The sequence below is a fragment of the Pseudomaricurvus alkylphenolicus genome, from assembly GCF_011683955.1.
In the GTDB taxonomy this organism is placed as follows: Bacteria; Pseudomonadota; Gammaproteobacteria; order Pseudomonadales; family Cellvibrionaceae; genus Pseudomaricurvus; species Pseudomaricurvus alkylphenolicus.
Genome location: NZ_JAAQPI010000003.1, coordinates 362,388 through 376,605, shown reverse-complemented (window position 1 = coordinate 376,605; position 14,218 = coordinate 362,388). Strand labels below are relative to the sequence as shown.

Annotated in this window: 12 protein-coding genes; 9 read left to right on the top strand and 3 right to left on the bottom strand. The window is 54.4% G+C overall.

The genetic code is table 11. From position 1 onward, the window contains the following. Positions 1–46 precede the first annotated feature (46 nt). The 8 genes from HBA55_RS10385 to HBA55_RS10350 all read left to right on the top strand — a co-directional run bounded on the left by HBA55_RS10385 (position 47) and on the right by HBA55_RS10350 (position 9,989). Positions 47–976 carry an ABC transporter permease gene (locus tag HBA55_RS10385; protein WP_240946024.1) on the top strand — a complete coding sequence of 310 codons (930 nt, stop codon included), beginning with the start codon at positions 47–49 and terminating at the stop codon, positions 974–976. Positions 977–1,028: 52 nt separating this feature from the next. Next, positions 1,029–1,874 (top strand): ABC transporter ATP-binding protein, encoded by an 846-nt coding sequence (locus HBA55_RS10380; protein WP_166990175.1) that lies wholly within the window; start codon positions 1,029–1,031, stop codon positions 1,872–1,874. A gap of 249 nt (positions 1,875–2,123) precedes the next feature. After that, entirely contained in the window at positions 2,124–3,305 is a 1,182-nt protein-coding gene (locus HBA55_RS10375; protein ID WP_166990173.1) for an alginate export family protein, read from the top strand. A gap of 519 nt (positions 3,306–3,824) precedes the next feature. After that, positions 3,825–6,074, top strand: coding sequence for a DNA topoisomerase IV subunit A (parC, locus tag HBA55_RS10370; RefSeq protein WP_166990171.1), 2,250 nt, complete (start codon positions 3,825–3,827; stop codon positions 6,072–6,074). A gap of 268 nt (positions 6,075–6,342) precedes the next feature. Next, complete coding sequence (locus HBA55_RS10365) at positions 6,343–6,672, top strand: PilZ domain-containing protein (protein ID WP_166990169.1); 330 nt, start codon at positions 6,343–6,345, stop codon at positions 6,670–6,672. 36 nt (positions 6,673–6,708) lie between these two features. Further along, positions 6,709–7,521 carry a substrate-binding periplasmic protein gene (locus HBA55_RS10360; RefSeq protein WP_166990167.1) on the top strand — a complete coding sequence of 271 codons (813 nt, stop codon included), beginning with the start codon at positions 6,709–6,711 and terminating at the stop codon, positions 7,519–7,521. 137 nt (positions 7,522–7,658) lie between these two features. Further along, on the top strand, positions 7,659–8,690 hold the full coding sequence (locus HBA55_RS10355) for a polysaccharide deacetylase family protein (RefSeq protein ID WP_166990165.1): 1,032 nt from the start codon (positions 7,659–7,661) through the stop codon (positions 8,688–8,690). 93 nt (positions 8,691–8,783) lie between these two features. After that, the gene (locus tag HBA55_RS10350; RefSeq protein ID WP_166990163.1) at positions 8,784–9,989 is read left to right on the top strand and encodes a cyclic di-GMP phosphodiesterase; all 1,206 of its coding nucleotides are present in this window, start codon (positions 8,784–8,786) and stop codon (positions 9,987–9,989) included. Positions 9,990–10,001: 12 nt separating this feature from the next. Here the strand turns inward: HBA55_RS10350 and HBA55_RS10345 are convergent, their stop codons facing one another. From HBA55_RS10345 to HBA55_RS10335, 3 genes are read right to left on the bottom strand one after another with little or no spacing between them, the layout of a single operon-like run. Then, the gene (locus HBA55_RS10345; RefSeq protein WP_166990161.1) at positions 10,002–10,922 is read right to left on the bottom strand and encodes a glucosaminidase domain-containing protein; all 921 of its coding nucleotides are present in this window, start codon (positions 10,920–10,922) and stop codon (positions 10,002–10,004) included. 8 nt (positions 10,923–10,930) lie between these two features. Beyond that, the gene (locus HBA55_RS10340; protein WP_166990159.1) at positions 10,931–11,638 is read right to left on the bottom strand and encodes a replication protein P; all 708 of its coding nucleotides are present in this window, start codon (positions 11,636–11,638) and stop codon (positions 10,931–10,933) included. Next, entirely contained in the window at positions 11,538–12,719 is a 1,182-nt protein-coding gene (locus HBA55_RS10335) for a DnaT-like ssDNA-binding domain-containing protein (protein ID WP_166990157.1), read from the bottom strand. The genes HBA55_RS10340 and HBA55_RS10335 overlap by 101 nt, the downstream gene beginning before the upstream one ends. A 107-nt stretch (positions 12,720–12,826) precedes the next feature. Between HBA55_RS10335 and radA the strand changes: the two genes are divergently transcribed. After that, the gene (gene radA / locus HBA55_RS10330) at positions 12,827–14,200 is read left to right on the top strand and encodes a DNA repair protein RadA (RefSeq protein ID WP_166990155.1); all 1,374 of its coding nucleotides are present in this window, start codon (positions 12,827–12,829) and stop codon (positions 14,198–14,200) included. Positions 14,201–14,218: the final 18 nt, after the last annotated feature.

Sequence of the window (14,218 nt, the reverse complement as noted above, 5' to 3'; positions counted from 1 at the left end):
CAGTAAGTTGAGCGACAACCAGGTGCTCTCGCCGAAGGCGAAAGACATGGTTAATAACATCACCAGGATGGCGGTCATCCCTCTGCTGGGTATCCTCGGGTTCCTGCTGTTGTGGTCTGCTGCCGCACAAAATATCGATACCTCCCTGGGCAAGTTCCCTGGCCCTGCGGCGGTGTGGGAACAGTTTGGTTCGCTCTATGAGGAGCACACCACTGAACGCGGCAAGGAAGCCGCCTTTTACGAGCGCCAGGAAAAACGCAACGCGGCACGAATGGAAAAGGATCCCGACTATGTGCCCAAAATTCGCGCCTACACGGGCAAAGAAACCTTTCTCGATCAGATCGCCACCAGTCTGGTGACGGTAATGAGTGGTTTTCTGGTTGCTGCTGCTATGGCGATTCCCCTCGGCATTGCAGTGGGGTTGAGCAAAACCCTGAACTCTGCGATCAACCCGATCGTGCAGATTTTTAAACCGGTATCACCGCTGGCGTGGTTGCCTCTGGTGACGATGGTGGTCAGTGCGCTCTATGTGTCTCCCGATCCGATGGTATCCAAGTCGTTCCTCAACTCTATGATAACGGTGACGCTGTGTTGCCTGTGGCCGATGGTGATCAACACTTCCGTGGGAGTGGCGTCCATCGACAGTGATCTGGTAAACGTCAGCCGTGTGTTGCGTCTGCCGGCAATGACCCACGTGCGCAAGATTGTATTGCCGGCATCTATTCCCATGATTTTTACCGGTATGCGATTGTCGCTGGGGGTTGCCTGGATGGTGCTGATCGCCGCGGAAATGCTGGCGCAGAATCCGGGGTTGGGCAAATTTGTCTGGGATGAATTTCAGAACGGCAGCTCCAACTCTCTGGCTCGAATTATGGCGGCGGTTCTGGTGATTGGTTTTATCGGTTTCCTGCTTGACCGGGGCATGTTGCAGCTGCAGCGCTATGTTTCCTGGGACAAGAGCAGCGCTGACCGCTAATTGTGCATCTTAACCTGACCCATTTGAATCAAGGAATTAAAGGAGAATCAACATGAGTGTATTGCTGGATATCAGTCACATCGACATGGTGTTTCCCACACCAAAAGGACCCTTCACCGCGCTGAGTGATGTGAGCCTAAAAATCAAAAAAGGTGAATTTGTTTCTCTGATTGGCCACTCCGGCTGTGGCAAGTCTACAGTGTTGAACGTTGTGGCCGGTCTTTACCAGGCGACCAACGGCGGCGTGTTGCTAAACGACAAGGAGGTGACGGAGCCGGGGCCGGAGCGGGCTGTGGTATTTCAAAATCATTCGCTATTGCCTTGGTTGACTGCGTACCAAAATGTTGAGTTGGCAGTCGATCAGGTGTTCGGCAAAAACAAAAGCAAGGCCGAGAAAAAGGAATGGATTGAACACAATCTGCAATTGGTGCACATGGACCACGCCATGTACAAGCGCCCTGATGAAATTTCCGGCGGTATGAAGCAGCGTGTCGGTATTGCTCGTGCACTGGCCATGCAGCCTGAGATTTTGCTGATGGATGAGCCTTTTGGTGCTCTGGATGCATTGACTCGTGCGCATATGCAGGATTCGTTGATGGAGATCCAGGCGGAGTTGAATAATACCGTCATTATGATCACACACGATGTGGACGAGGCCGTACTGTTGTCTGATCGCATTGTAATGATGACCAATGGCCCGGCCGCGACCGTGGGTGAAATTCTCGATATCAATCTGGAAAGACCTCGTGATCGCCTGGCACTGGCGGAGGATGCCGAGTATACGCATCTGCGTTCTGAGGTACTGAAGTTCCTGTACGAGAAGCAGCGTAAGGTGGAGCCCATGACCCAGAAGAAGGCGACCGCTACCGCAAACGAAAGCAAGAGTGAGGCTGCATAAGTCTTGAAATTTGTAGATATGTGAATGCTTAAAGCTGGCCCGGAAGTTGCTCAATGAAAGGTAGTTCATAAAGTAGGTTTGAGGTAACTCCCGAAGGAGTGACACAGCAGCAAGCTGGCAAAGGTTCTAAATAAATCAGGTCTGAAACAAAAATATCAAATCGGACCAAAAATAGGCGGAAATGCCAGTCAAAAGCGCCGGGAATAGACAGACACAGATTTTTAATTTAGGAAAAGTTAGGAGATAACCATGAAATCACTGAAGAAAAACCTGCTGGCCAGTGCCGTCGCTATCGCCGCAACGGCATCTGCTATGCCTTCATTTGCTGCAGACACTATCGCAGGCGCCCTGAAAGAGGGCGATGTCACTTTGAGTTTGCGCATGCGTGCGGAACAGGTAGACGTTGATGGTGGCGATAAGGTCGATTTGACTTCGCTCAAGACTCGCCTGACCTATAAAAGTGCTGCCTATCAGGGTGTCAGTGCGTTGATCGAGATGGACGATACGACTCATATTTCTGATTTCGAGGGTGGGGTGGCCGACCCCGAAGGTACTGAGGTTAATCAGGCTTATCTGGCCTATAAGTTTGGTGAGACGACGGTGAAGTATGGTCGTCAGCGGATCTTGTTGGATAACCAGCGTTTTATCGGTGGTGTGGGATTTCGTCAGAATGAGCAGACTTACGATGGTGTGAGTATCACGAACAAGAGTCTGCCGGATACGACGATCTTTTTCGCCAACATTAACAATGTGAATCGCATCTTCGGTGAAGACAGTGCGATTGGTGATCACGAGAATGACACCTATCTTTTGAATGTTAAGTATACGGGTCTGTCGGCAGGTACTTTGACGGGTTATGCGTATTTGATTGATAACGAGAATGCGCTGCACTATTCGTCGGATACTTATGGTCTGCGTTTTGCCGGTAAGAGTGGTGATTTCGGTTATGCATTGGAGTACGCGACTCAGTCTGATGGCGGTGATAACCCTAACAGCTATGATGCAGATTATGTGTTTGCCGAGGCTTCTTATAAGCTGGGTGGTGTCACTCTGAAGGGTGGTTATGAGTTGTTGGGTGCTGATGGTACTGACGGTCAGTTTAGTACTCCGTTGGCAACACTGCATAAGTTCCAGGGTTGGAATGATAAGTTCTTGGGTGGCGGTACCGGCAATATCACGGGTGGCATCGAGGATTTGTACGTGTCGGCTTCCACCAAATTGGCTGGTGTGAAGTTGAGTGTGGTTTATCACAGTCTTGCGTCCGATGATTCCGATGCGTCTGGTATGGATGATTTGGGTAGCGAAATTGGCTTTGTGGTTGCCAAGAAATTTGGTCCTGTTGGTTTGAGTCTGAAGTATTCCGATTATTCCGCGGATGATTTCAGTGTGGATACCGATAAGTTGTGGTTGACCGCTTCTGCCAAGTTTTAAGCTTTAAACCCTAAAGAAATGGAACTCGGGCGTTGTCGGCAAGGTGCCATAACCGGAAGTTCATAATCCTGGTTCAGGGCACCATGGGCCTTCGATGATGTCCGCAACGGCCGCACGACGTAGGGTGGATTAGAAGCGCTTTGCGCTTCGTAATCCACCGATCCTCCGAAGGTTTAAATTGGCGGCGGCCGTGTATAAATCACCTGTTGCAGGCACATTCAAGGGTGTTAAAAACCGGGCCGAAGCCAACGAACATCTCCGGAAGAACCGGCGGATTACGGCGCAAGCGCCTAATCCGCCCTACGCATAAACAACGCCGTCAGAGTACCAATCCTGCGAATTTCTAAGACCGGTTATGGCACTTTGCTGCCATTTCATATCGAGCTTAGGAATCAAGACACTAGAGTCTCCCCCCAGGTTCTGGTATAAGCTTACTCCCTTGCAGTCCCCCGCAATAACGCCGCTTTTGGCTCAAATAATCAGCAGGGGAATTCGTCTTTTGCACAGTTAGGATGTTTTATGACCACCGAGGTGACCTCTCAGGACGCCACTGAACAGATTTCCCTGAAGACTTACGCGGAAAAGGCCTATCTGGACTATTCCATGTACGTGATTCTGGATCGGGCCCTGCCCAATATCGGCGATGGCCTGAAGCCGGTGCAGCGGCGTATTGTCTACGCCATGAGCGAATTGGGACTCAGTGCGACGGCCAAGTTCAAGAAGTCCGCCCGTACCGTGGGTGATGTGATCGGTAAGTTCCATCCCCATGGTGATTCTGCTGCCTATGAGGCAATGGTGCTGATGGCGCAGTCGTTTTCCTATCGCTATCCGTTGGTGGACGGGCAGGGTAACTGGGGTTCTCCGGATGATCCCAAGTCGTTTGCGGCGATGCGGTACACCGAATCCCGATTGACGAAGTACAGTCAGGCGCTGCTCTCGGAGCTGGGTCAGGGCACGGTTGACTGGGTGCCGAACTTTGATGGCACCATGGACGAGCCTTCGGTTTTGCCCTCCAGGGTTCCCAATGTATTGCTCAATGGCACCACAGGTATCGCAGTGGGTATGGCGACGGATATCCCGCCGCATAACCTGCGAGAGGTGGTGAATGCCACGGTTCATATGCTGGAAAACCCGGCTGCCACGGTGGCGGATCTGGTGGAGTTTATCCCCGGTCCTGATATGCCGACCGAGGCGGAGATTATTACGCCCAAGGCGGATCTGCAGAAACTATACGAAACCGGGCGCGGCAGTGTGCGAATGCGGGCGCTGTGGTCCACGGATGGGGGTGACGTAGTGGTCACCGCATTGCCGCACCAGGTCAGTGGCGCCAAGGTGCTGGAGCAGATCGCGGCTCAGATGCAGGCTAAGAAGTTGCCGATGGTGGCGGATTTGCGCGATGAGTCGGATCATGAGAATCCGACCCGTCTGGTGATTGTGCCGCGCTCCAATCGTATTGATATCGATGCGATGATGAATCATTTGTTTGCCACCACGGATCTGGAGCGTACCTACCGGGTCAATTTGAATATGATCGGCATTGACGGTCTGCCTCAGGTGAAGTCGCTCGATAAGATCCTGACGGAGTGGCTCAGCTTCCGTATGGTTACGGTGCGTCGGCGTTTGCAGTATCGTCTGACCAAGGTTGAGGAGCGTCTGGAGCGCCTGGCGGCGTTGATGATCGTGTTCCTGAATGTGGATGAAGTGATTCATATCATCCGCAATGAGGAGTATCCCAAGCCGGTTTTGATCAAGCGCTTTGATCTGACCGAGATGCAGGCGGAGTATATTCTCGATACCAAATTGCGTCAGTTGGCGCGACTGGAGGAGATGAAAATCCGTGAGGAGCAGGAGGCTCTGGAGAAGGAACGCGAGAACCTGAAGCAGACTCTGGATTCCGCCCGTCGTCTGAAAACGCTGGTGAAGAAGGAGCTATTGGCCGCTGCGGAGGAGTTCGGTGATGAGCGCCGTTCTCCCATTGTCAGTCGCGCAGAGGCTCAGGCATTTAGCGAGAGCGATCTTCTGGGCAGTGATCCGGTCACGGTGGTGATTTCCGAGAAGGGCTGGATTCGCGCCGCCAAGGGGCATGATATTGACCCGACGGCACTGAATTATAAATCCGGTGACAGCTACAAATTGTCTGCACAGGGCAAGTCGAATCAAAATGTGATTCTGCTCGATTCTACCGGCCGCAGTTACGCCTTGGGGGCACATACTCTGCCGTCGGCGCGGGGGCAGGGGGAGCCGGTCAGTGGCCGCCTTAACTTGCCCAGTGGTTCCACGCCCGAGGGAGCATTGATGGGGCCGGATGACCAGAAGGTGTTGTTGGCTTCGGATGCCGGTTACGGTTTTGTGGGTAATCTGGGTGACCTCTACAGTAAAAACAAGTCCGGCAAAGCGGCGCTTACGCTGCCCAAAGGGGGCCGGGTGCTCAAGCCGTTAATGGTGAAGGACGCCACTACGGATCTGCTGGCGGCGATCAGCAGCGAGGGGCGCTTGTTGGTGTTCCCTGTCAGTGAATTGCCGGAGTTGGCCCGCGGTAAGGGCAATAAGATCATGAATATTCCTTCCGCCAGAGTTCAGGCCCGTGAGGAGTATGTGGTCGCCCTGGAGGTGATCAGTGTTGGCGAGCAGTTGGTAGTGTTCTCCGGTAAGCGTCATCTGACTCTGAAAATCACCGATCTTGACCACTATATGGGGGAACGTGGGCGACGGGGCAATAAACTGCCAAGGGGATTCCAGAAGGTGGACGGCGCGGAAATCAAAGCCTGATTTATCCACACTTCCCGAATGGCTTAAACGGTTAATGTCAGATTTGCTCGACAGTTAGAAATCCGAAGGGACGAAATTAGAACATTCGTCCCTTATTTTTTGGGTGATTTTTATTCAGTTGTGTGGTTATACTGGTCGTTCGGAGCGTCAACGGACTTCGTTTGATCGGCACCACCAGGCAAAAAAAGTTGTACAGACCTGCTGCAATAGCAAATTGGTAAACGCGAAAAGCGGTTATAACAAAAACGCGAAAAAAAACGAGCGACCAATGAATCCGGGAATAACTGATAAACCAGAAAGTTCGGATCAGCAGCAACATAATCAAAAATCTGCAGGCCTGGGAGGAGAGCGAATTGGCGTACGCACGCCATTTCGGTGTCGCATCAGTATTCTTCACGAAGCCATTGGCAAGGTGGAAACCACTACACGGGATATCTCCGACGGCGGTGTGTACCTGTTGTTTAACCGTAATCCGGCGCCCTCGGTGGGCGAGGTGTTACAGGCACAGGTATTGGACTTGCCAGGCGGTGATGGCCCTCTTTTACAGCTGCAGGTGGTGCGTTCCGACCCCGAGGGACTGGGCTTAAAATTTATATAAGAAAATAAGTTCAGGTTTCACGGCAGGAAGAAACTCTTGAAAAGCGTTAAGAGCCTTAAACTCTGGCCTATAGGGCTGGCGTTGTGGTGCTGTGCGTGCCAGGTGTGGGGCACGGAACAGAAAACGCCACAGCAGGTCCAGTACTTGGTCTATGGTGCGGAAAATCCGCCCTACCAATTTTCCAATCCGCAGCTCAAAGAGCTGGGGCTTGCGACGGTGGGTATTGTCTGTCGCCTGGCGGAAGAAATCGCCCGGGAGGCCGGCTTTCAGATTCTTTCTCTGGAAGAACCGGCCCGGCGCCTCAAGCGCAGTATTGCCAGCAAACGCTATCAGCGTTGGATCAGCTATGGTCAACGCGCCTGGGAAAACGACCCGGCTTGGCAAGATCACCATTTTTCCAAAATCAATCTGTTCAGTTTTCAACCGGGCGTGGTGACCAGAGCGGATCGCCGCCTGGAAATTCGTTCTTTGGACGATGTGGCTGATAAAGTTGTGGTGTTGATTCGTGGCTTCGATTACGGTCCGGTGTTGTCCCAGTTGCAAAAGCTCGGTACCCGGCTGGAGTATGCAGAAGACTCCTATGATGCTCTCAGTATGTTGGAAATGGGGCGCGCAGATGTGTATCTGGAGGATCTGCGGCGGGCGCGATTCGTAGCTCGCGCCCGCCAGTTAGAGGCTTCCATGGCGGCTGATAATGCATTCAATTTTGCGGTGTTGGCGCTGCCGGCACGTGAGGTGGCCATGGTTATGTCTGGTGATATGCCGTCTGAATATGTGATGGCAATGAATCGCGCGCTGGAACGGCTGGAATCCGATGGTCGGCTGCAGCAGATCGTGAATAGTTATTAGAATCCCAATAAAATAAGATAGACATCCGTTCCGAGGATCAGGATGTTATGTCGTCTGCGCCAGTATCAGCTTCGCTCAAACTGTTCGTTTTTTTGTGTTGTTGGCAATTGCTTCTCTCGCCATACGCAGAGGCGGCAGTGGTCTTGCAATATCACCATATCGACGACCATTCCCCCCGCAGTACGTCCACATCTCCCGCATTGTTTCGGCAGCATCTCGAACACATTCAGCAGCAGGGATTCAAGGTGGTGCCATTGCCACAGCTGGTAGCGAGCTTAAAGGCAGGCGAAGCGCTGCCTGATCGCACTCTGGCAATCACCTTCGATGATGGGTATCTCAGTGTCTTCACGGAAGCGTTTCCGCTGCTGCGAGAGCGGCGTTGGCCATTTACGGTATTTGTGAATACCAAACCCATTGACGAAGGATGGAATCAATTTGTCAGCTGGGATCAGTTGCGTGAAATGGCAAAACATGGCGCCAGTATTGCCAATCACACGGTTACCCATGACCACCTGGTTCGTCGTCGCCCGGACGAGTCAGAGGAACACTGGCAAGATCGGGTGTGGCAGGATGTGTATCAGGCGGAACAACGCATCACTCAAGAAACCGGTCAGGCTCATCGCCTGTTGGCTTATCCCTATGGTGAGTATGATCCCGAATTGCTACAGCTGTTGAACGGCAAGCGGTTCACCGCCTTTGGCCAGCATTCAGGGGCTCTGCCATCGTCCGCTGGCTGGCAGTCACAGCAAGCACTGCCCAGATTTCCCATGGGCGGTGACTACGGCACTCTCGATGACTTTCGTTTGAAAGTGGCGACCCTGCCGCTGCCACTGGTGGGCGTGAGCCAGTACGATATTGTGAGGGGCAAGTGGCGGGGCGAGGAACACCCTCTTATTCACCCGAATGCCGAGGGGGAGTTGATGGCCCCCCGTTTGCGCCTGACGCTGGCGGACGCCTCCGTGGCGACGCGGCTGACCTGTTTTGTCAGTGGCCAGGGCAAGGCGTTGATGAACAGGCGAGAGACGACTGTCGAGGTCACCAGTGCCAGGCCGCTGTCACCAGGCAGGCAGCGTTTTAACTGCACCGCACCCGCAGGGAAGGGGCGTTTCTACTGGTTCTCTCGGCCTTTCGTCAGCACGGATGCGGAAGGAAACTGGCTGCCGGAGTAGTACTTCGGCAGCAGATATGAGGGCTAAATTCTCTTTGCAATGACCCGAATGCACCTATACTTGCATCAGGTAGAAGGGTATCAAGTGACGTCTATGGATAACATCAAAAGGATCTCGATAGATCAGCTCAAGGTGGGGATGTACATTGCCGAGCTCAACGATGAATGGGCCACAGAATCCAATCTCAGAGCCGAAGGGCTGGTCAGCCGCCAGGATACCGTGGACAACATCAGGGCCATGGGTATCCGCCAGATTTACATTGATGTCGAAAAGGGCGCCGATTGTGCTGGCGGGGAGCCGGTCTCCGAGCTGCATCGCCGCAGCGGTGAGCAGTTGCGCTCCACCACGGGTGATCCGCTTGAGGCCCGAGTGCCTTTCGAGCAAGAACGTAAACAGGCCCAGGCGGTGCGGGAAAAGGCCCTGTCTCTGGTGAGTGATGTGATGCAGGACGTCAAGATGGGGCGCTCCTTTGACCGTGGAGCGGTCAACGCCATTACTGAAGAAATCAATCACTCTCTGATCAACAATCAAAACGCCCTCAGCAGTTTGATGCGCATGCGGCACAAGGATCAGTACCTATTGGAGCATTCCATGAATGTCGCGGTGTTGATGGGTGTGCTCGCGCGTTCCATGAACATTGCCGGTGAGGAATTGCACCAGTTGGTGTTTGGTGCATTTGTGCACGATATCGGCAAGATGCGTGTGGATCAGAATATCCTCCACAAGCCCGGTCGTCTGGAGGCGGAAGAGTGGGCGGAGATGCAGCGGCATGTGGAGTATGGTGTCGAAGCCTTGAAGGAGGTTGAACAAATTCCCCCCATCGCAATGGACATCTGTTCTCAGCACCATGAGCGCCTGGATGGCAGCGGCTATCCCTACGGTCTGTCACAGGAGCAGATCAGTCGCCACGGACGTATGGCTTCCGTGGTGGATGTCTACGATGCGATCACTGCCGAACGTGTTTATCACTCCGGCATGGAGCCCACCACTGCGTTGAAAAAGATGCTGGAGTGGGGCGGAGACCACCTTGATCGCGATCTGGTCTACCAGCTGATTCGTTGCATCAGTGTCTATCCGGCCGGAGCGCTGGTGCAACTCAAGAGCGGTGTGGTGGCCGTGGTGCAAGAGGTCAACAGGCGCAAGCCGACCCGACCGGTAGTGAGGCTGGTGTTTGATCCCAAGCGCAGTGTCAAACTCGCCGGGCAGGTGGTGGATCTGATGAAGGAGGATCGGCTCGGCGAGATCAAAGGGGCGGTGTCTCCCAATAAATTCGGGCTTAAACCGGAAGACTATTTATAACGCACAAGCGGCTCACAGCGCCGGATCGGATTCGCCATTGTGTTGGCCTGATGGCAGATCCTTTTTCTTTACGCTCGCTGCAGTGTTTGAATCAACAGCAGCGCGCGTTATTGGCAAGTCGTCGTACTGTTGCAGGCGGTTAAAACGGATAATGCTCTGCAGTTCTTCGATATAAATCAGTCCTTTGGCAGAGTACTTCTCCAATCCTCGGACCAGCTGCAGACTATCCAATGCGGTTCCCGCTTGCTGCCGTTGCTCCGCCCTGAGCAGGCGAACCTGTTCGTAGGCCGGGTGGGAGTTAATGTTCAGCAAGTAGGCGCCGACGGCGTCATCAATGCTGTGGTAGCGCGCGACCTCGTGGGTGGCGCCTGGAGTGCGGCGGCCGGGTACCATGCCGCAGCCGGCACTAAAGCACCATTGACCAAAATAGTTATTGCCTTGCTTGGCAAAGCGGGAGCGGCCCCAGGCGGATTCCATTGCCGATTGTGCCAGCGCCATGGACGGTGGAATTTCGTCAACGCGCAGCAACAGGGCATCGATCAGTTCCGGATTGACCTTATCGGGTGAGGTTTTGCTGATTCGATACTTTACGGCCAGCCGGGAAATATCGTTGATCAGATCCGCTTCCAGAGATTCGCCCAGCTTCAACTGATTGCGAGAGTCCAACAGTTGTTGACGCTCAGACCGTGTCTCCCGGTTTTGGCGCTTGATCGCGGGCAGCAAATGTCCATAAAAGCGTTTTTTTACCACGCGAATATCTTCTCTGACCACTGGGGGTGGCGGGGTTGCGACAACAGGCTTGGGTGGCTCGGGTCTGGGCCAGTGAGCCAGATACAGGGACCAGGGGATGCAGAGCAGACAAAAAAGGACCAGCAGCAATCCTGGAAGCGTTCCAGGGGCCGGCGCTACGGCCGAATTATCAGGTGGTGACATAGGGCGTCTCAGATATCCAGCTGTCGGCGCAGCTCTGCCATGCGTTCGGCATTTTCTTCTTTGGTCAGCGGTGTTTCGGAATGTTGGGGCAGACGTTGGATCTCGGGCGCCGGCAACTGCTCTCCTTCCACAACTCGTTGACACAGCTGCTGGTAGTGATCGCGAAAGACGGGAAAGGTCAATCGCTCGGGATTGTTACCCAGAAAATACCAGTCGCTGGCGCGACCGGCGTGATAGACGGCAGCATGGCTCCAATGGTGTTGTGCCTTGGGCGAGGGGGCCTGGCAGGCTTCCAGGTAGGCGCTGTGCACATCGGGAAGGCCGTGCATTTGCGGAGTACCCTGGCAGAAGCCAATCATCTTGTGCAGCGTGGGCAAATATTCCGAATCCTCGATCGCTTTTTTGGCGCCGCGCAAAATGGCCTCCGGCGCAAATCTCTGCAGCGATTCCACCCACAGGCGTTTCGCCTGATTGACCGTGGAGACATCGCCAAAAGCGCTGTGGTACTGATTATGGTAATTGATGCGAAACAGGGCGAATACCTGATTGATGGCATCAATGAGTTCGGGGCTGGGGGCCGATGGTCTTTGTTTGTGACCCTCCGAGGGCTGGCCCTCAGAAGGCCCAGCTGCGGTCGTTGAGGTCTTCGGCGAGGGATCTGTCCCGGGTGCGACCTGTTGAGTGACCTGTTGCAGCAGCTGGTTGCTGTCCTTCATTACCTTTACCCTGAGTGGTTCCGACCGGGGTCAGCGCATGTCGCTTGGCCCAGTGGTATTTAACATGTTGCAGAAACTTGGTGTTCCAGGAGGCGTACACCTGATTGCTGTCGCGCCAGAAGATCACAAACTCCGGCAACAGCTGACGGGCGAATTTCAGATCGATATTGGCCATGCGTAAAATATCGTAGACATCGTCGCCCGGTTGCCAGTTGTCTGGAATCCGTCGCGGTTCGCTGTCGTGTTCCAATGCCGCGGTGTATCTCGCCCACTGACGTCGCACGTGTTGAATAAATTTGCTGTTCCAGGTGCGTGAGCGCTCCCCTCTCTCCGTCCAATAGAGCACAAACTCGGGAATGGCATCCTCGACAAACTGGGCATTGATGCCCGCGTGGCGGCAGAGTACATCCAGTGCATCGCCGCTTGGGCGCCACTGGTTGTGCATGGAAATCTCTTGATCCTTCTGGGTTGTAAATGTTTCCCGCTTGCGCCACTGATTGACCACGTGCTTGTGAAATTTTGAGCCCCAGGAGCGCTGTGCTTCTCCGCTTTCACGCCAAAAGGTCACGAATTCCGGTACCTGTTCGCGCATGTATTGTTCGGGAATATTGTGCTGCGCGATGCGCGCCAGGGTTTCCTGGGAGGGCTGCCAATTGGGTGCAATCGGGGTTGCGCCTATCGCATTTAACGCCGTGGGGGCAGTTACCGGCGTGGTCGCCGGTGGTGCTGTAGGGCGGCGTACGCCGCTGACAATGACCGGTTCAGCCTCGGAGGCGGGCTCGTTAAAGGCGAAGATCAGCTGCTGGCACTGGCTGAATGGCGCGGATTTCAACAAGAGGATGCCTTTTGCTCTCATGCTTTGGCTGATGCGCTGGATATCGTGATCATTCCAGAATGGCAGAGAGGCGTGCAGCTGCCCGTCATTGAGCTCAAACCAATGGTAGCCCTGACTGGCCACCGGATGCAGCGGGCGGGTCAATTCATCCAGAACGCTGAGCATGGTTGCCTCCTCCAGGCCAATGGTGGCGGCCAGAGAGGGAGAGACCAGTATCGGTCGTTCCGGAATGAGGGACGAAGTCATGGGGCGGACTGTAGCATTTTTCCGTCCATAAGTCGCTATAGAATGACGCAGCAGCCTGCATGTAACATATCGTTCTCAGAACAACTCAGCTCCCGGAGATCACCGCCTTGGCCAAAAACAAAACTGCCTATGTTTGCAACGAATGTGGCTCTGATTACAGCAAATGGCAGGGCCAATGCAGTGATTGCGGCACCTGGAACAGTCTCACGGAAGTTAAGCTCGGGCCCACCCCCTCCAATCGCGGAGAAAAATTCAGCGGCTACGCCGGTAATGCCGGGGCTGACACAGATGTACAAACCCTGGCGCAGATCGACCTGCAGGCGCTGCCGAGATTTTCCTCGGGAGCGGGCGAGTTTGATCGCGTGCTCGGGGGCGGGCTGGTACCCGGGTCTGTCGTGTTGATCGGCGGCAATCCCGGTGCCGGTAAATCGACATTGCTGCTGCAGACCATGTGTTATCTGGCCGGCACGATGGAAGCGCTCTACTGTACCGGGGAAGAATCCCTGCAACAGGTGGCCATGCGGGCCCAACGGCTGAATCTCCCCACGGATAAACTCAAAACCCTGTCCGAAACCAGTGTAGAGGCGCTGGTGGCTACGGCCCAGAAGCTGAAGCCCAAAGTGATGGTCGTGGACTCCATTCAAGTGATGCACATGGCGGATATTCAGTCTGCGCCAGGTTCGGTGTCGCAGGTGCGGGAAAGTGCCGCTTACCTCACCCGTTTCGCCAAACAAACCGGTACGGTACTGATGCTGGTAGGGCACGTTACCAAAGATGGCAGCCTGGCGGGCCCCAAGGTTCTGGAGCATATGATTGACTGTTCCATTCTGCTTGATGGCGGCCATGACTCGCGTTTTCGCACACTGCGCGGAAATAAAAACCGCTTTGGTGCGGTAAATGAACTCGGCGTGTTTGCCATGACTGAACAGGGGCTGCGGGAAGTCAGCAATCCATCCGCAATCTTTTTGCAGCGAGCCGACGAGATTTCCGCCGGCTCGGTGGTGATGGTGGTGTGGGAGGGCACTCGGCCACTGCTGGTTGAGATTCAGGCACTGGTGGATGACAGCCACGTCGGTAATCCCCGCCGGGTGGCCGTTGGTTTGGATCAAAACCGGCTCAGTATGCTACTGGCGGTTTTGCATCGTCACGGCGGTGTATTGATCGGAGATCAGGATGTGTTTGTCAATGTCGTGGGTGGTGTCAAAGTCATGGAAACCAGCGCTGACCTGGCGCTGCTACTGGCGGTGGTTTCCAGCTTTCGCGATCGTCCCCTGGGTTATGACCTGATGGTGTTTGGCGAGGTGGGCCTGTCGGGAGAAATTCGCCCTGTCCCAAGTGGCCAGGAGCGTCTGCGGGAAGCGGCCAAGCACGGTTTCAAACGGGCTATTGTTCCGGCAGGTAATGCGCCGCGTGAGCCCGTGGAGGGCATCAAAATCGTTGCCGTGAAGACCTTGCAGGAGGCCCTGGCGGCGATTGAATAAACCCCTCTGCAGTAAGCT